The organism is Gordonia sp. SGD-V-85 (assembly GCF_001456905.1).
Lineage (GTDB): Bacteria > Actinomycetota > Actinomycetes > Mycobacteriales > Mycobacteriaceae > Gordonia > Gordonia hongkongensis.
The window spans coordinates 202,008-218,405 of sequence record NZ_LNQO01000005.1 but is presented as its reverse complement, the minus strand read 5'-3'; the positions used below and the strand labels follow the sequence as shown (position 1 = coordinate 218,405).

Sequence of the window (16,398 nt, the reverse complement as noted above, 5' to 3'; positions counted from 1 at the left end):
GTCACCGACCGGCCGCCCCGGACGCGAACGCCGAGGGCAACCGGGTGAGCGGAGCCGTGATCGGGGCTTCGGGGACGCGCTGCACCGAGGTCCGGCCGGTGCGGAAGTACTCGACGATGGCGTCGTCGAGTGGCTTGTTGGCGCGACCGAGCTGCGCGTGGTCGCCACCACCGACGGTGATGAGGTGGCTGCGCATGAGTTCACGCATCTTCAGCGACCCGCGATACGGGGTCTGCGGGTCGCCGACGCTCTGGATCTGCAGGGGCGCCACCGCCAGCCCGCGGTTGCGGATCTCGACCGGCCGCGCAAGCGCCGGCGCTCCGGCACACGCGAGGCCGGACTCGTAGGCGAGACCAGGCGCTTCGAACGGATCCCCGGTCACGTAGTTCGCGACGAACGCCTGGAAGCCGAGCGACGGCTGCGCGGGGACCTGGTTCTCGTTGCACAGGACCGCGGCCTGCATGTCCTGCGAGACCTGGGCGGCCTCGAGCGCGGCGGGGCCCGGGGTGGGCAGCTTCCGGCCGGGGGTCGCGGTCATCAGCGCCACCGTCGGCCAGGAGTTGCGATCAGGAGCGAGCGCGCGGGTGAGCACCAGTAGCTGCGACGTCAGCTGTAGCGACCCGGGCCGGAGCAAGGTGAACACCAGGTTCTCGAACCTGGCACGCGCGTCGGCGGTCAGATCGGTTCCCGCGATGTACTGCTGCGCGACCGCCCGCAGGCCCGGCGGCACGTCCCCGACCTGCGCGGGAGGTGCCAGCAGCGATGGCGGCACACCGGCCTCGGCACTGACCCGGTCGCTCCACTTCCGGTACACGGCGAGTGGCGTCGTGCCGAGATGGTAGATCCGGTCGTGGCGCGCGATCCACGCCATCATCTCGTGCACCCGCGCCTTGTAGCCGGGTGTCTGCACGGAGAGAAGGCTGTTCCACACCACGCCCGGGTCGAAACCGGAGTCGAGGACCATCCGGTCGACGCGCTGCGGGAACAGTGTCGCGTACGTCGACATCAGCAGGGTGCCGTACGAGATGCCGTAGAGGCTGACCTTCGGTTCGCCGAGCAGCCGCCGGACGACCTCCATGTCACGGGCGGTGTTCTCGGTGGTGAGCGTCGCCCCGAGGCCCGGCGTACGCGCCTCGCAGCGATCGCGATTCAGCTTGCCCAGCGCCGTCATCAGTTCGGGCTCGTCGCCGGTGATCGGATCGCAGCGCAGCGGTGTGCCCGACACCAGACCACGCGGCTGCACGGCCACCAGATCCCATTCGTCGAGCATGGCCGCCGGCGGGCGCAGCTGACTGAACATCGCGATGCCGTCGCCGCCCGGGCCGCCCGGGTTGCCCATCACGACACCGCGACGCCGGGATTGGTCGCGCGCCTGCATACGGCTCACGCCGATCTCGATGGTCTCGCCGTTCGGCTCGGAGTGGTCGAGCGGAACTTCGACCGTCGCGCACCGGACCGTCGCCGGTACGCCGTGCACCGCGGGGCATGCCTGCCAATCGAGCGCCGGCGCAGCGGATGCTTCGGGCGGCTGCACGCCTTGTACGGCACCCACCAGGCCGCCCGCGACCACCACCGTCAGGCCTGCTGCAACACCCCGGACACGACGACGCCACCCAGTACGCGAGATCACCACATGACCCTAGCCGTCCGGTTTGCCGGGTACGACGGCCACCGACCTCACGCCAGGATGCGACGACCCGACAGTGCACGACCCAAGGTGAGTTCGTCGGCGAACTCGAGGTCGCCGCCCATCGGCAGCCCCGACGCGAGCCGGGTGACCGACAGGCCGGGAAAGTCCTTCAGCATGCGCTGGAGGTAGGTCGCGGTCGCCTCGCCCTCGGTGTTCGGGTCGGTCGCGACAATCACCTCGGAGACGTCGACGCCGTCTTCCTGATTGGCCAGCCGACGCAGCAGTTCACGGATACGCAACTGATCCGGGCCTATCCCGGACAACGGGTCGAGAGCACCACCGAGTACGTGGTAGCGCCCGGTGAACTCCTTGGTCCGTTCGATCGCGTGCACGTCTTTCGGCTCCTCGACGACACAGATCTTGCTGGCGTCGCGGCGGGCGTCGGAACAGATCCGGCACAGGCGATTGGCCGAGACGTTCCCGCACTCCGCGCAGAAGACGACGTCGTCGCGGACCCGTCCCAGCGCGGCGACAAGTCGATCGATGTCGGACTTCTCCCCGGCCAGCAGGTGGAACGCGATGCGCTGGGCGCCCTTCGGACCGAGGCCCGGCTGTTTGGCCAGCTCGTCGATCAGGTCCTGGATCGGTCCCTCATACATGCTGATCTGCGTCCACGGTGTCCGGGATTCCTACTCGTCGTTCGGCGTCGTACGCGGGTGGGCGTACTCAGCCGCCCAATCCGGGGAGGCCGCCGCCGAGACCCCCGGCGAGCGGGCCCATCTTCTCACTGGCCAGCTGCTCGCGCTTCTCCGACAGGTCGGCCAACGCACCGAGCAACAGGTCCTGCAGGGTCTCCACGTCGTCGGGATCAACGACCTTCGCATCGATCGACACGGCGGTCACCTCACCGGTGCCGTTGCCGGTCACGGTCACGAGCCCGTTGCCCGCACTGCCGACCACCTCCGCCGCCGCGATCTCGTTCTGCGCCGACAGGAGCTTCTCCTGCATCTGCTGCGCCTGGGCCAGCAGTCCGGCCATCGGGTTCTCCCCGCCCTGACCGCCGCCGAACAACGCGCTGGGATCGAATGGTTGCGTCACCCGGCCCAGGGTAGTCGCAGCGTCAGCGCAGCAACCGATCGACATGCGCGGCGATGTCGTCGACGGTCGACTCCTCGACGGCGGCCACCTCGAAGGACAGGACCTCGTCGCCGAACAGCCGACCGGCGCGCGCGGTGAGCGCGAACTCGAATCGGTCGTCGATGCGACGCCACTGCGTGATCCCGCCGTAGACAGGCGCACTGGCTCCCGTGGTGACGCAGTATTCGTCGGCGCGCGGCCCGCCGACCAGATCGCGCTGGATCTGGAAACAGGCCAGCGACTCGTCGTCGATGAAGACCACGGCCTCGCAGCCCAGGTCGGGATGCCGTTCGTAGGACGCGCGGATGGTCATGGCGCCAGGGTAGATCGTGGCCCTATCCCGACCACCGGGCGTCGGCTCTCGAACCGGCGCTCCTCGCCGGTCAGCGGGTCGGTGAACTCCAGCGCCCGGGCGACCAGGCGTAGCGGCCGGGTGAAGTCCCCGTGATCGGGAAGCGCGGCGAGTCCCGGCCGCACGTCGGGGTAGAGCGGGTCGTCGACGATGGGCACCCCGAGCGACGCCATGTGCAACCGGAGCTGATGGGTGCGGCCGGTGTGCGGCACCATTCGGTAGACGCCGAGGCCGCCGACGACCTCGGTCAGGGTGATGTCGCTGATGGCGTTGACCGGCCCGTCCACCACGAGGGCGCGCAGGTCGCCCGCGGTCTTCTCGATCCGGTCCCGCACGGTCACGGTCGACGCCAGCGCCTCGTCGGCCGGCGCGAGCGCGAGGTACTCCTTGCGGGCGGTCCGGGACGCGAACAGGTCCTGATAGGCCGCGCGCACCTCGGGCCGCAGAGTGAACAGCAGCACCCCGGCGGTGAGGCGGTCCAGGCGGTGCGCCGGCGAGACGGTGTCGGAGCCCAGTTCTCGACGCAGCCGCACCAGCGCGGTCTCGGTCACGTGACGGCCCCGCGGCATCGTGGCGAGGAAGTGCGGCTTGTCCACCACGACGATGTTCTCGTCGTGGTGGATCACCGGCAGGTCGAACGGGACCGCGATCTCGTCGTCGAGGTCGCGGTAGAGGTACAGCGAGACATTGCGGCTCGACGGCGCGGCCAGATCCGCGGGTCGGCCGTCGGCATCGACGATCTCGCCCGCGGCGGCGCGTCGACCCAGATCGTCGGCGGTCAGCCCCGCCAGCACGGGCGCGGCCAGCAGCGCCTGACCGACGGTCAGCTCCGGCCCCGAACGCAACACCACGCGCGTGGCGTCGACGCCGTCGCGCATGGGCAAGGGCGACGGCCTTGCCCGGCCACGGCGGCGCCGGACGGGATCGGTCGATCCCGCGCCGGTCATCGCACGCTGTCGGGTGAGCAGGTCATCGAGCGCCGCGGTCGGAGATGCCGAGCCGTCAGCTCTCGAGGCGCTTCTTCAGGTTGCCGAGGACCTCGGCCTGAATCCGGTTGAGACCCTTCGGCGCAAATGTCTTCTCGAAGAACCCACCGATGCCGCCGGCCCCTTGCCACGTGGTGGTGGTCGTGACGCGCGAACCGCTGCCCGATGCCGCGACGGAGTAGGTGGTCACCATCGTCGAGTTGGCGTCGCGCTCGGTGACGGTGTCCGGGGTGACGCTGACGGTCGCCTGCACGTCGCGCTGCCGCTTCGACGTGGCCTGCAGAATCCAGTGCACGACGGTGCCGTCGCCCTTGCCGCCGCTGATCACCTTGTAGTCGCGGTACTGCTCCGGGAGGATGGCCGGCCGCACGACCTCATAGTCGGCGAGAGCTCCGACCACGGCGTCCGGGGCGGCGGCGATGTCGAGCGACTGCGATGCGGAAACCTGACCCACGATTGGACACTCCTCAGTTACGAAACGATTGGCGGGCGAACTGATCAAGTCCTAGGCTAACCGGGTGACCAACGGGCTCGAGATGGGGGGAGCGGCATTCGACCAGGGGGTTGCCGACCTTCTGGCCAGCTATCGTGCCATCCCGCCGCAGGCAACCGTGCGTCTTGCGAAGAAGACGTCCAACCTCTTTCGTAAGCGCGCCGCCAATCCGCATCCGGGACTGGACGTCTCCGGGCTCGACCGGGTCATCTCGGTGAATCCCGAAGCGCGGACCGCCGACGTCGCCGGCATGTGCACCTACGAGAACCTCGTCGCGGCCACTCTGCCGTACGGCCTCGCACCGCTGGTAGTCCCACAGCTCAAGACGATCACCCTCGGCGGCGCGGTCACCGGACTCGGCATCGAGAGCACGTCCTTCCGCTCCGGACTGCCCCATGAGTCGGTTCTCGAGATCGACATCCTCACCGGCGACGGCGAGATCCTGACCGCGACGCCCACCAACGAACATGCCGACCTCTTCTTCGGTTTCCCGAATTCCTATGGCACGCTCGGCTATTCGGTGCGGTTACGCATCGAGCTGGAGCCGGTGAAGCCGTATGTGGCACTGCGCCATCTTCGGTTCACGAGCATCGTCGACCTCCAGTCGGCGATGGACACGATCGTCACCACGAAGTCGCACGACGGCGAACCGGTCGACTACCTCGACGGAGTCGTGTTCTCCGCCAACGAGTCCTATCTGACGCTCGGCCGCCAGACCGGCGAGGACGGACCGGTCAGCGATTACACCGGGATGGACATCTTCTATCGATCCATCCAACAGAAGACGACCGATAGGTTGACGATCCACGACTACCTCTGGCGCTGGGACACCGACTGGTTCTGGTGCTCACGCGCCTTCGGCGCACAGAATCCGCGAATCCGGCGCTGGTGGCCGAAGCGGTACCTCCGCAGCAGTTTCTACTGGAAGCTGATCGGTCTCGACCAGCGATTCGACATCGGCGACCGGTTGAACGCCCGCAAGGGACTACCGGCGGGTGAACGCGTCGTGCAGGACATCGAGGTTCCCATCGACCGGACCGCCGACTACGTCGAGTGGTTCCTCTCCGAGATTCCCATCGAACCGATCTGGCTGTGCCCCCTCCGGCTTCGCGAGCCCGCCCTCCCCGGCGCCGATCCGGTACGCCCCTGGCCGCTGTATCCCCTTGCCCCGCAACGCACGTACGTCAATGTAGGCTTCTGGTCCGCCGTGCCGGTCACCCCGGGCGATCCCGGGCACACCAACAAGACCATCGAACGCAAGGTCGCCGAACTCGACGGCCACAAGTCGCTGTATTCAGAGAGTTTCTACACGCCGGAGGAGTTCGACGAACTCTACGGCGGAGAGAGTTATCGGCTCCTCAAGAAGCGGTACGACCCGCGGGGTCGTCTGCTGGACCTCTACTCGAAAGCGGTGAAACGCCAATGACCACGTTCAAGGAGAGTTCGGCGTCGAGTGTGGACTCGCACGCCGGCAAGATGACCCTCGCCGAGATCTTCGAAACACTCCTCGGCGGAAACCTGTCGATCCGGATCACCGCCTACGACGGCAGCAGCGCCGGACCCGTCGACGCCCAGTACGGCCTCGACCTGAAGACCCCGCGCGGAACAACGTATCTGGTGACCGCACCCGGCGATCTCGGACTCGCGCGCGCCTACATCGCAGGCGATCTCGAACTCATCGGCGCGCACCCCGGTGATCCGTACCCCGCGCTGAAGGCACTGGCCAGCAACCTGCAGTTCCACCGCCCCTCCCCCCTGTCGCTCGCCCACATCGCGCGGTCGCTGGGCATCGATCACTTCAAGCCGATCGCACCGCCGCCGCAGGAGGCCTTGCCGCGCTGGCGTCGATTTGCGGAAGGACTGCGGCACAGCAAGTCTCGTGATGCCGAGGTCATCCACTACCACTACGACGTCTCGAACACGTTCTACGAGTGGGTGCTCGGACCTTCGATGACGTACACCTGCGCCGTCTACCCGGAACGCGACGCATCGCTGGAAGCCGCACAGGAGAACAAGTACCGCCTCATCTTCGAGAAGCTCCGCCTCAAGCCCGGCGACCGCCTCCTCGACATCGGTTGCGGCTGGGGCGGAATGGTCCGCTATGCCGCGCGTCGGGGTGTCCACGCGATCGGGGCGACGCTGTCCGCCGAGCAGGCACAGTGGGCCCAGAAAGCGATCGCCGACGAAGGGCTCGGCGAGTTCGCCGAGGTCCGGCACAGCGACTACCGCGACGTCACCGAAAGCGGCTTCGACGCCGTGTCGTCCATCGGGCTCACCGAGCACATCGGTGTCCACAACTACCCGTCCTACTTCGGGTTCATGCGCGACAAGCTCCGTCCCGGCGGCATGCTGCTGAACCACTGCATCACGCGCCCCGACAACGCGAGCCGCAGCAAGGCGGGATCGTTCATCGACCGCTACGTCTTCCCCGACGGCGAGCTCACCGGCTCCGGCAAGATCATCTCCAAGCTGCAGGACATCGGCGGCATGGAGGTCATCCACGAGGAGAACTTCCGCGAGCACTACGCGATGACGCTCCGCGACTGGAACATCAACCTCGTCGAGCACTGGGACGAAGCGGTGGCCGAGGTCGGCGAGGGCACCGCGCGGCTGTGGGGCCTCTACATGGCCGGTTGCCGAATCGGGTTCGACCGCAACATCATCCAGCTCCACCACGTGCTCGCCACCAAACTCGACGAGGACGGCGGCCATCAGGTGCCACTCCGGCCGTGGTGGGACGCCTGAGCCCGACCCGCCTCTGAAAACCGCCCTCAGAAATCGGACACGCGGCATATCGTCGTCGAACCTGTTGCGCGGGGCAGTTTTCAGACAAAGCTTCCCGAGCGCACCCGGTCACTCGAGCGGCCGTGCCCCCAGCTCCGATTTGAGCAGTTCCAGCGCCACCTGGTCGGGGTCGAGCCGCTGCTCGGGGCTGCCGGTGCGTGCATCGGCCACCATCTCCGCGCGTTCGTCGTGCGGGATGTCCTCGTCGGCACGTGGCGGCTCGGGCTCCTCCGGTTCGGCGACCGGCTCCGGTGCGGGCACCGGCGTCGCCGACTGGTCACGCGCGCGGCTCGGACGTGAGTACGACTGCCGCGCCTTGGCCGCTTGCTTCGACGGCGGTGCGGTCGACGTGGCGGAGGGTGCGGCGGCGCCCGGCGCCTGGTGCACGGTACGCACGTCGAGTTCGGTGCCGAAGACCTCGGTGAGCGCCTCGCGGATGATCGTCACGGCGTGCGGCGCGGACAACCGCCCGACCAGCACCTCGACCGGATGCGAGAGCACGACGGTCGTGCCGTCGACGTCGGCGATGACCGCCGCCGACAGCATCGGCTCGAGACTCTTCGACCGTTCCCGCACCGCGGCCCGGATGTCCTGATACCGCTTGCGAACCGAGTCGGCGTCGAGCCCGACGGGCGCCTCGGGCTCGGGCTCCGGTTCGGGTACCGGCTCGGGCTCGGGCCGACGGGCTCGGACCGGCATCGCGTCGGGTGGCGGGACGTCGTCCTCGTCGACGGGCTCATCGGGCAGCGGGATGTCGTCGTACGGCGCGTTCGACGCCGGTTCGGCAATCGGTTCCGGTTCGGGCGAGGACGCGTCCCGATGGCGCGACGGCGGTTCGGGTGCGGACGGGGTCCGGTCGGACCGTGCCGGCGGCTGAGTCGGCGTCGGCGGGGCGGGCACCTCGATCAGGGACGCCGTCTCGTCGTCCGATGAGGCGTCAGCGACCGGCGCCGGGTCCGTCGCCGGTTCGACCGCTGCCGCCTCGGCATTCGGTTGGTCGGCGATCAGTTCGTCGAACATCGACTCGTCGTCGGCGGGCTCCTCCGCGGGCAGCACGGCCCCGGCCTCGGCCTCGACCTCCGAACCCGTTGCGACACCGGTCGAGTCAGGATGAACTGCCTCGGGCGCTGCTCCTGCCGCGACCGCCTCGGCAATGACGGGTTCCGGCGCAGGAGTCTCCACCACCATCTCCGGCGCAACCGGCTCAGACACCACCGGTTCCGGGACCACCGGTTTCGGCACCCGGCCGGTGTCGGGTTGCGCGGCATCGGCCTCGACGGCTTCCGCGGCCGCGCGCTCGGATGCCTCGGCAGCCTTGGCCTCTTCCATCGCCTTGCGCTGCGAGGGTCGAACGAACTTCGGTTCCGGTTCCGGCTCAGCCGGTTTCGCGGGTACCGGGATCGACGTCGTGCCGATCCCCGACTCGAGTCGTTCGAGTCGCTGCAACAGAGCTGCGTCGTCGTCGGAGACCGCGGGCAGCAGCATCCGCGCGCACATCACCTCGAGCAGGAGTCGCGGCGACGTCGTGCCGCGCATCTCCCCGAGCGCGTTGTGCACGATCTCGGCGAACCTGGTCAGCGACGCGGGCCCAAGGGTCTCGATCTGGGCGCGCATGCGGGCGAGCTGGTCACCCGGCGCCTCGACGAGTCCGCGGTCCGCGGCGTCCGGAACAGCCTGCAGCAGAATCAGATCGCGCAGACGTTCCAGCAGGTCGACGGCGAACCGTCGAGGATCGTGCCCGGCGTCGACCACCTTCTCCACCGTGCCGAACAATGCCGAACCGTCGGCGTCGGCGAGAGCGTCGACCGCGGTGTCGATCAGCGCCACGTCGGTGACACCGAGCAGCGCGAGTGCGCGTTCGTAGGCGACACCCTGGTCGTCGGCGCCGGCCAGCAGCTGATCGAGGATCGACAGCGAGTCACGAGGCGAACCGCCACCCGCCCGGATGACGAGCGGGTACACCTCGGACGCGACGGTCACGCCCTCGCGCTCACAGATCGTCTCCAGGAGACCGCGCATGACCGGCGGCGCGAGCAGCCGGAACGGGTAGTGGTGGGTGCGCGACCGGATGGTCGGCAGCACCTTCTCGGGTTCGGTGGTCGCGAACACGAAGATCAGATGCTCCGGCGGCTCCTCGACGATCTTGAGGAGCGCGTTGAATCCCGCGTTCGTCACCATGTGCGCCTCGTCGACGATGAACACGCGGTAGCGCGACTCGGCGGGCGCATAGAAGGCGCGGTCACGCAGCTCGCGGGTGTCGTCGACACCGCCGTGACTGGCGGCATCGAGCTCGATGACGTCGAGGTTGCCCGGACCCCCCGGCGCGAGCGCCACACAGGAGACACACGTTCCGCACGGTGTGGAGGTGGGGCCCTGCACACAGTTCAGCGAACGAGCCAGGATCCGCGCCGACGACGTCTTGCCACAACCGCGGGGACCGGAGAAGAGATACGCGTGATTGATGCGACCGGAATCCAGGGCACGGCTCAACGGATCGGTGACGTGCTCCTGCCCCACGACGTCGGCGAAGGTAGCCGGGCGATAGGTGCGATACAGAGCCACGCGTCGAGACTACCGGCGACCCGTGACAGTCGATGAGTGTGCCTCACACTGGTGCAGCGGGCCCCTGATCGGGTGTCTCGGTGACGGGTTCGCCATCGGTTCCGACCAGGTCATCGGCCATCCCGCGGGTGTCTTCCGAAGGACGCAAAGTGTGCCCGGACGTGCCTCGCGAGTCGCGCGGCCCGGACTCCTCGCCACCCGTGTCCGGCCGTCGTGTGCCCTCACTGCCGGTGCCGCCCGCATCGCCGGTCGGCAGCCCGCCCTCGGCGATCACCGCAGCCGCGACGCCGGGCGGGATGATCGGGTCGGCGGGCGTCGGCGTGGAGTAGCCACGGCTGCCGACCATCCGCAGGCCGACGACCGTCGCGACGAGCACGCCGAGGTAGGCCCACAGATAGGGGCTGACCGTGAACCAGTTGAGCCACGTGATGCGGGTCTTGACGTACAGCCCCGTGTAATAGCCGTCCGGGATCAGCGCCGGTACATGCGTCGGCCACGAGAACGCGAGTAGCACCAGTGCCGCCACGCCCACGCCGGCCCACACCCGCGGTGCCCGCGGCTGCCGGGCGTCGAGAACGAGGTGGATTCCGATGACCAGGATCGGGATGAACCACACCCAGTGGTGGCCCCACGACATCGGCGACACCACGCAGGCGGTCATCCCGACGATGCTGACGGCAAGGAGTTCCTGACCTTTGCGATGGGCGTACGTCGCCACCGCGAAGCCGACCGCCAGCACTGCCAGCACCAGGGCGAGCCAGAGCAGCGTCGGCGGATTGTCGGTGTCGAGGTGGTTGGCCAGCATGCCGCGCAGGGACTGGTTACCGCGCAACTGAGCGGAACCGACCCGGTCGGACTCGAACAGTTTGCCCGTCCAGTACGACCACGAGTCCCCGGGCAAGGCGGCGAACCCGATGAGCATGGTGGTGGCGAAGCCGCCCACCACCCCGGCGAGGGCGCGCCAGTTCCGTTGCACGAGGAAGTAACCGGCGAAGATGAGGGGCGTCAGCTTGATCCCCGCGGCGACTCCGGTCCAGAACCCCTTGAGGCGTCCACCGTCCGGGCGCGCCAGATCGGCCACGATCACGAGCATCAGGAACACATTGATCTGCCCGTACCAGATCGTCGTACGAACCGGCTCGAACAACATCGCCACCGCCACCAGCGACGCCGCGATCACGCGCAACGGCCAGGTCACCGGCCGGCCGAGGCTGCGGAAGCTCAGCATGATCACCAGATAGAGCGCCACGACGATGCCCGCCGACCACAACATGCGGGCGACGTCGAAGGACATCCAGGCCAGCGGACTGAACAGCAAGGCGGAGAACGGCGAGTAGGTGTAGTCCAGGTCGCCGATCATCTTGACGTCGTAGAGACTGACGCCGTTGGCGACCGCCCGGGCACCCGCCTGATACACCGAGAGATCGATCTGGTTGTGCAGCAAACCCCAGAATTGGGCGCCCAGGGGTACGACGACATCCTGGAGTGCCAGTGCGATGACCCCCACGACGGCGAAACCGGTTGCGAGAAGAACCGGCCTGGGCAGATTCACGATTTGAAAGCCTGTCACAAAGTGGCGCGCACGCCAGCGCACTCGCCGGAGAATGAGAGCAATCTAACGCCGGGATCGGCGTGTCGGGTCAGCTGGAGCGGGCGAGCAGGGTCTCCGCCGCGGCCAGCAGCACGCACGTGGACACCCCGTCCATCGCAGCCCGCAGGTCGTCGGTGTTCGGGAACGTCGGTGCGAGTCGGATGTTCTGATCGTGCGGATCGGTCTTGTACGGGAACGCCGATCCGGCGGCGGTGAGCGCGATACCGGCTTCTTTGGCCAGCTCGATGGTGCGTCGGGCCGCGCCGTCGACGACGTCGAGGCTGATGAAGTAGCCGCCCTCCGGCTCCGACCACGACGCCACCTTCGACTCCGTGAGCCGGTCCTCGAGGATGTCGAGCACGAGCTTGAACTTCGGGGCGAGGATCTCCCGGTGGCGGGCCATGTGCGCCCGCACACCGTCGGCGTCGCCGAAGAACTTGAGGTGACGCAGTTGATTGACCTTGTCGGGTCCGATGGTCTTCAGCGACAGGTACTTGCTGAACCAGGCCAGGTTCTCCGGCGACGACCCGAAGAACGAGACGCCGGCGCCGGCGAAGGTGATCTTCGACGTCGAGCCGAGGACGTACACGCGGTTCGGGTGCCCGGCCTGCGCCGCCATCTCCAGGATCGGCAGCGGCGTCGGCGGGGTCTCCACCAGCGTGTGGACGACGTAGGCGTTGTCCCAGTAGATCCGGAAGTCCGGCGCCGCGGACATCTCGAGCAACCCGCGGGTGACCTCCTCGGAGAAGGTGACGCCGGTCGGGTTCGAGTAGGTGGGCACCGCCCACATGCCCTTGATGCTCGGGTCGGCGGCGACGAGTTCGGCGCACACCCGCACGTCGGGACCGTCGGGCAGCATCGGCACCGGGATCATCTCGATGCCGAAGCTCTCGGTGATCGCGAAGTGGCGGTCATAACCGGGCGACGGGCACAGGAACTTGATCGTCTGACGTCCCCACGGCTCGTCGGAGTCGGCGGTGCCGTGCAACAGCCCGAAGACCGTGAGGTCGTGCATGATCTCGAGGCTCGAGTTGCCGAGCGCGAGCAGGTTGTCGGGGTCGACGGCGAGGAGTTCCCCGAAGATGCCGCGCAACTCGGGCAGTCCGTTGAGTCCGCCGTAGTTGCGGGTGTCGGTGCCCGCGCCGTCTCGGAACTCGTCACCGGGCAGCGACAGGAGACCGTTCGAGAGATCGAGTTGCTCGGGGGCCGGCTTGCCGCGGGTGAGGTCGAGCTTGAGACCCAGCGCGCGCAGCGCCTCGTATTGCTTGGTCAGTTCCGTCTGGGTGTTCCGGAGTTGGTCGGCACTCATCGAGTGAAAATTCAACGTTGGCCCTCTCGCGGCTCGACGCCGGTGCGGGTGGCCGACGCCCCTGACCTGAAACTTCGTATCGGGAAAATAGGGGACCCCGCGCACCCGAGAGAGCCCGTTGACCCTTGCTGCCTTCCGGCCCTGGGGGAGTTCACAGGATGCACGCCGCGCGGGATCCGTCGTCCAGTGTAGCGAGGGGTTCCGGCGGCCGGAGCCGGGGTCCTCGAACCGGTCCGCGCGGCTCGATCGCACTCGGCCCGCACGCTCGGGGATACGACGAAGGTCCGCGGTGTCACCCGGAAAGACGGGTGTCACAGCGGACCTTCGGTGGCGGAGGATAGGGGATTCGAACCCCTGAGGGCTGTTAACCCAACCCGCGTTCCAGGCGAGCGCCATAGGCCACTAGGCGAATCCTCCAACGTCGAGATGATAGCCGCCGACGGCGCACTCACCCAAACCGTCCGGCCGTCGAGTGTGACCGCTAGGGTCGACGACATGGCCGATTCCTCCCCTGTCGTTGTCGTCGGAGCCACCGGAGGGCAGGGCGGCGCCGTGCTCGACGCGCTGCTCGAGGCCGGTTTCCCGGTCCGCGCCGTTGTGCGGGACGCGGTGTCGAGCAAGGCGGCACGCCTGGCCGACCGAGGCGTCGAACTCGCCGTCGGGGACATCGTGAGCGGGTCGGGTCTCACCGAGGCATTCACCGGGTCCGCGGGCGTGTTCGCGCTCACCACCCCGTTCGAATCCGGCGTCGAGGCCGAGATCGGTCAGGGTCGTGCGCTGATCGAAGCCGCCACGTCCGCATCGATCCCCTACCTCGTGTTCTCCTCGGTGGCCTCGGCCGATCGCCAGACCGGCGTGCCGCATTTCGATTCCAAGTTCGAGGTCGAACAGATGCTGGCGGCCACCGAGATCCCGCACACGATCGTCGGCCCGGCCTACTTCTTCGACAACCTACTCGGCGGAGCCGACGCCCTCGCGGCGGGCGTGATGCCGATCGCGATGCCCGCGGACAAGCCGCTGCAACAACTCTCGCGGCGCGACCTCGGCCGACTCGTCGCCACCCTGTTCGCCGCCCCCGACGTCCACGTCGGCCAACGCATCGACCTCGCGTCCGATCAGCCGACGCCCGAGGAGATGGCGCGCATCATCGGCGACGTTCTCGGCACCACGGTCACGGCGGAGTCCTACGATCCCGAACGTATCGAGTCCGAGGACATGCGGGCGATGTTCACGTTCCTCGGCGACCGCGGGTACGAGGTCGACATCCCGATGCTGCACCGCCGGTTCCCCGATGTCGGCTGGCAGAGCTTCGCGACCTGGGCCGCGGAGGCGTTGCGCCGCTGATCCCTACGGAATCCGACCCTCAGCCGTCGGAGCGTCGGTTGCCCTGCTCGTCCCAGTGCTCGGCGACCTTCTTGCTCGGCTGTACGCGCGGCGGCTCGCCCGGCATCTTGGGATAGCTGGGCGGATAAGGCATGTCGCCCAGGCCGTTTGCGTCGTCGGCCTGGACCATCTCCAGCAGCTTCTCGACGCCGCGCCGGTGGTCGGCGATGTCGGCCCATGGGTCGCCGCGATCTTCCAGGAGCTTCGGGACGGTCGCGATGGTGCAGTCGTCCGGATCGACGTCGGCGAGTTCGTCCCACGTCACCGGCGTCGACACCCGGGCGCGGGCGCTGCGTCGAACGGAGTACGGGGACGCCATGGTGCGGTCGCGGGCGTTCTGGTTGTAGTCGATGAAGATCCGCTCTCCGCGTTCCTCTTTCCACCACGATGTGGTGACCGCGTCCGGGTCGCGGCGTTCGAGTTCCCGGGCGATCGCGATGACGCAGCGTCGGGTCGCGATGAAGTCCCACAGCGGTTCGATGGGCACGTACACGTGTACTCCCCGACCGCCCGAGGTCTTCACGAAACCGACGAAGCCCAGTTCGTCGAGCAGCGGCTTGAGCCCCTCGATCGCCACGCGCCGCACATCCTCGAAGGTCGTGCCGGGTTGCGGATCGAGGTCGATGCGAAGCTGATCGGGATGGTCGTTGTCGGGATGCAGGGTCGGCCAGGTGTGGAAGGTGACGGTCCCCAGGTTCGCGCCCCACACGAGATCCGCGGGCACCGTGGGTCGGATCGCGTCGCCGGTTCGCTTGGAGGGGAACACGATCGGGGTGGACTGCACATGCTCCGGCCGCTTCTTCGCGATGTGCTTCTGGTAGATCTCCTCGCCCTCGACGCCGTCGGGGAAGCGCTGCAGAAAGGTCGGGCGGTCGCGGGTGGCGCGCATCAGCGGTCCGTCGCCGCTGTCGTCGGCCCGGCCACCCGTGTCGCCGAGTGCGACGGTGCGGTAGTACCCGACGAGATCGCGCTTGCGGCCGCCGTTCTCGCCGAGTTCGGGGAAGTAGATCTTGTCCGGGTTGCTCATCCGGACAGCGACCCCGTCGACGTCGAGTTCCTCGGCGGGCGAGCGAGATGCCATCGTCATTCTCCTTCGAGGACGTCGTGCAGGTCGTAGGTCAGCGGGACGTCGAGCTGGTCGTAGCCGCAGCTCTCCGGTTCTCGATCGGGCCGCCAGCGAAGGAATTTCACCGTGTGCCGGAAGCGATGGTTCTCCATCTGGTCATAGGCGAACTCCGCGACCAGCTCCGGACGGATCGGGATCCACTCCCCCGACTTCTCCGAACGCCACCGCGTCGGCTCGCCCGGCGACGCCTTCTCCGGGTCCAGCCGCATCGGTTCGAACATCTGCTGCAACTCGATCCGTTTGGCGTCGGAGAAGGCTCCGGCCCCGCCGACCATCCGCAGTTCGCCGTCGTCGCCGTACAGTCCGAGCAGCATCGACCCGATCCCGGTGCCCGACTTGTGGATTCGATACCCGAAGATCACACAGTCCGCGGTCCGTTTGTGTTTGATCTTCAGCATCTCCCGCTTGTTCTCGATGTACACGCCGTCGAGTCGCTTGGCGACGACACCGTCGAGCCCGGCACCTTCGAAGGCGGAGAACCAGTCCTCGGCGACCGCGGGGTCGCTCGTCACCCGGCTGACATGCACGCGACGGTCCCGCCCACCCGGACCGACGGCCCGCAACAGCGCTTCCCGGCGCACCTCGAAGGGTTCGCCCATCACGCTCGTCGACTCCAGCGCCAGCGCGTCGAATCCGATGAAGATCGCCGGCGTCTTCTCCGCGAGCATGGTGACGCGCGATTCCGCCGGATGGATGCGCTGCGCGAGCGAATCCCAGTCGAGCCGATGCGTGTCGCCGATCAGTGCCGGCACCCCGATCTCACCGTCGAGGACCACCTTGTCGGGCAGTTCGTCCTTCACCGCCGCGACGATCTCGGGGAAGTACCGGGCCAGGTCCTTGCCGCCTCGCGATCCGATCGTCACCTCGTCGCCGTCGCGGAAGACCAACGCGCGAAAACCATCCCACTTGGGTTCATACGACCACGCCACCGAACCGTCGGGCTGCGGCGGCACGCTGGTCACCGCCTTGGCCAGCATCGGCGCAACAGGCGGCATGACCGGGAGATCCATGAAACTCATCGTTCCTCACTCGTCGACGGGACCGC

Annotated in this window: 14 protein-coding genes, 1 tRNA gene and 1 other RNA gene; 3 read left to right on the top strand and 13 right to left on the bottom strand. The window is 68.1% G+C overall.

Annotated elements, in window-relative coordinates; genetic code table 11:
- Position 1 precedes the first annotated feature (1 nt).
- From AS181_RS08000 to AS181_RS07975, 6 genes are all read right to left on the bottom strand, one after another.
- Entirely contained in the window at positions 2-1,633 is a 1,632-nt protein-coding gene (locus AS181_RS08000) for an alpha/beta fold hydrolase (protein ID WP_058251046.1), read from the bottom strand.
- Positions 1,634-1,677: 44 nt separating this feature from the next.
- The gene (gene recR, locus AS181_RS07995; protein ID WP_058251045.1) at positions 1,678-2,289 is read right to left on the bottom strand and encodes a recombination mediator RecR; all 612 of its coding nucleotides are present in this window, start codon (positions 2,287-2,289) and stop codon (positions 1,678-1,680) included.
- Positions 2,290-2,356: 67 nt separating this feature from the next.
- On the bottom strand, positions 2,357-2,773 hold the full coding sequence (locus AS181_RS07990) for a YbaB/EbfC family nucleoid-associated protein (RefSeq protein ID WP_388028923.1): 417 nt from the start codon (positions 2,771-2,773) through the stop codon (positions 2,357-2,359).
- Complete coding sequence (locus AS181_RS07985; RefSeq protein ID WP_058251043.1) at positions 2,751-3,080, bottom strand: hypothetical protein; 330 nt, start codon at positions 3,078-3,080, stop codon at positions 2,751-2,753. The genes AS181_RS07990 and AS181_RS07985 overlap by 23 nt, the downstream gene beginning before the upstream one ends.
- A complete protein-coding gene (locus AS181_RS07980) occupies positions 3,077-3,997 on the bottom strand; it encodes a pseudouridine synthase (RefSeq protein ID WP_189340148.1) in 921 nt (306 codons plus the stop codon). Before AS181_RS07980 ends, AS181_RS07985 begins: the two co-directional genes overlap by 4 nt.
- 124 nt (positions 3,998-4,121) lie before the next feature.
- The gene (locus tag AS181_RS07975; protein WP_058251042.1) at positions 4,122-4,559 is read right to left on the bottom strand and encodes an SRPBCC family protein; all 438 of its coding nucleotides are present in this window, start codon (positions 4,557-4,559) and stop codon (positions 4,122-4,124) included.
- Positions 4,560-4,641: 82 nt separating this feature from the next.
- On the opposite strand from AS181_RS07975, the gene AS181_RS07970 reads away from it, so the two are divergent.
- Together AS181_RS07970 and AS181_RS07965 are read left to right on the top strand one after the other, a co-directional pair.
- Entirely contained in the window at positions 4,642-6,024 is a 1,383-nt protein-coding gene (locus AS181_RS07970; RefSeq protein ID WP_058251142.1) for an FAD-binding oxidoreductase, read from the top strand.
- Complete coding sequence (locus AS181_RS07965) at positions 6,021-7,343, top strand: class I SAM-dependent methyltransferase (RefSeq protein ID WP_058251041.1); 1,323 nt, start codon at positions 6,021-6,023, stop codon at positions 7,341-7,343. Before AS181_RS07970 ends, AS181_RS07965 begins: the two co-directional genes overlap by 4 nt.
- A 108-nt stretch (positions 7,344-7,451) precedes the next feature.
- Here the strand turns inward: AS181_RS07965 and AS181_RS07960 are convergent, their stop codons facing one another.
- The 5 genes from AS181_RS07960 to AS181_RS07945 all read right to left on the bottom strand — a co-directional run bounded on the left by AS181_RS07960 (position 7,452) and on the right by AS181_RS07945 (position 13,261).
- Positions 7,452-9,944: a DNA polymerase III subunit gamma and tau gene (locus AS181_RS07960; protein WP_058251040.1), complete on the bottom strand. Its 2,493-nt coding sequence runs from the start codon at positions 9,942-9,944 to the stop codon at positions 7,452-7,454.
- 43 nt (positions 9,945-9,987) lie between these two features.
- On the bottom strand, positions 9,988-11,496 hold the full coding sequence (locus AS181_RS07955) for a glycosyltransferase 87 family protein (RefSeq protein WP_058251039.1): 1,509 nt from the start codon (positions 11,494-11,496) through the stop codon (positions 9,988-9,990).
- A gap of 88 nt (positions 11,497-11,584) precedes the next feature.
- On the bottom strand, positions 11,585-12,859 hold the full coding sequence (locus AS181_RS07950) for an aminotransferase class I/II-fold pyridoxal phosphate-dependent enzyme (RefSeq protein ID WP_058251038.1): 1,275 nt from the start codon (positions 12,857-12,859) through the stop codon (positions 11,585-11,587).
- A 71-nt stretch (positions 12,860-12,930) separates the two neighbouring features.
- Positions 12,931-13,025: signal recognition particle sRNA small type (gene ffs, locus AS181_RS24530), an RNA gene on the bottom strand.
- Positions 13,026-13,172: 147 nt separating this feature from the next.
- Positions 13,173-13,261, bottom strand: a tRNA-Ser gene (locus AS181_RS07945).
- Between the two features lie 78 nt (positions 13,262-13,339).
- On the opposite strand from AS181_RS07945, the gene AS181_RS07940 reads away from it, so the two are divergent.
- Positions 13,340-14,188 carry an NmrA/HSCARG family protein gene (locus AS181_RS07940; protein WP_058251141.1) on the top strand — a complete coding sequence of 283 codons (849 nt, stop codon included), beginning with the start codon at positions 13,340-13,342 and terminating at the stop codon, positions 14,186-14,188.
- Positions 14,189-14,207: 19 nt separating this feature from the next.
- Here the strand turns inward: AS181_RS07940 and AS181_RS07935 are convergent, their stop codons facing one another.
- Both AS181_RS07935 and AS181_RS07930 read right to left on the bottom strand, forming a co-directional pair.
- Positions 14,208-15,308: a DNA polymerase domain-containing protein gene (locus AS181_RS07935; RefSeq protein ID WP_058251037.1), complete on the bottom strand. Its 1,101-nt coding sequence runs from the start codon at positions 15,306-15,308 to the stop codon at positions 14,208-14,210.
- Between the two features lie 2 nt (positions 15,309-15,310).
- On the bottom strand, positions 15,311-16,363 hold the full coding sequence (locus AS181_RS07930; RefSeq protein ID WP_058251036.1) for an ATP-dependent DNA ligase: 1,053 nt from the start codon (positions 16,361-16,363) through the stop codon (positions 15,311-15,313).
- Positions 16,364-16,398 lie beyond the last annotated feature (35 nt).

What these genes read in the sequence shown, in the direction of transcription:
- recR (WP_058251045.1), bottom strand. Translation starts at nt 2,289, where the DNA reads ATGTATGAGGGACCGATCCAGGACCTGATCGACGAGCTGGCCAAACAG.
- AS181_RS07990 (WP_388028923.1), bottom strand. Translation starts at nt 2,773, where the DNA reads ATGTCGATCGGTTGCTGCGCTGACGCTGCGACTACCCTGGGCCGGGTG.
- AS181_RS07985 (WP_058251043.1), bottom strand. Translation starts at nt 3,080, where the DNA reads ATGACCATCCGCGCGTCCTACGAACGGCATCCCGACCTGGGCTGCGAG.
- AS181_RS07980 (WP_189340148.1), bottom strand. Translation starts at nt 3,997, where the DNA reads ATGCGCGACGGCGTCGACGCCACGCGCGTGGTGTTGCGTTCGGGGCCG.
- AS181_RS07970 (WP_058251142.1), top strand. Translation starts at nt 4,642, where the DNA reads ATGGGGGGAGCGGCATTCGACCAGGGGGTTGCCGACCTTCTGGCCAGC.
- AS181_RS07965 (WP_058251041.1), top strand. Translation starts at nt 6,021, where the DNA reads ATGACCACGTTCAAGGAGAGTTCGGCGTCGAGTGTGGACTCGCACGCC.
- AS181_RS07940 (WP_058251141.1), top strand. Translation starts at nt 13,340, where the DNA reads ATGGCCGATTCCTCCCCTGTCGTTGTCGTCGGAGCCACCGGAGGGCAG.
- AS181_RS07935 (WP_058251037.1), bottom strand. Translation starts at nt 15,308, where the DNA reads ATGGCATCTCGCTCGCCCGCCGAGGAACTCGACGTCGACGGGGTCGCT.
- AS181_RS07930 (WP_058251036.1), bottom strand. Translation starts at nt 16,363, where the DNA reads ATGGATCTCCCGGTCATGCCGCCTGTTGCGCCGATGCTGGCCAAGGCG.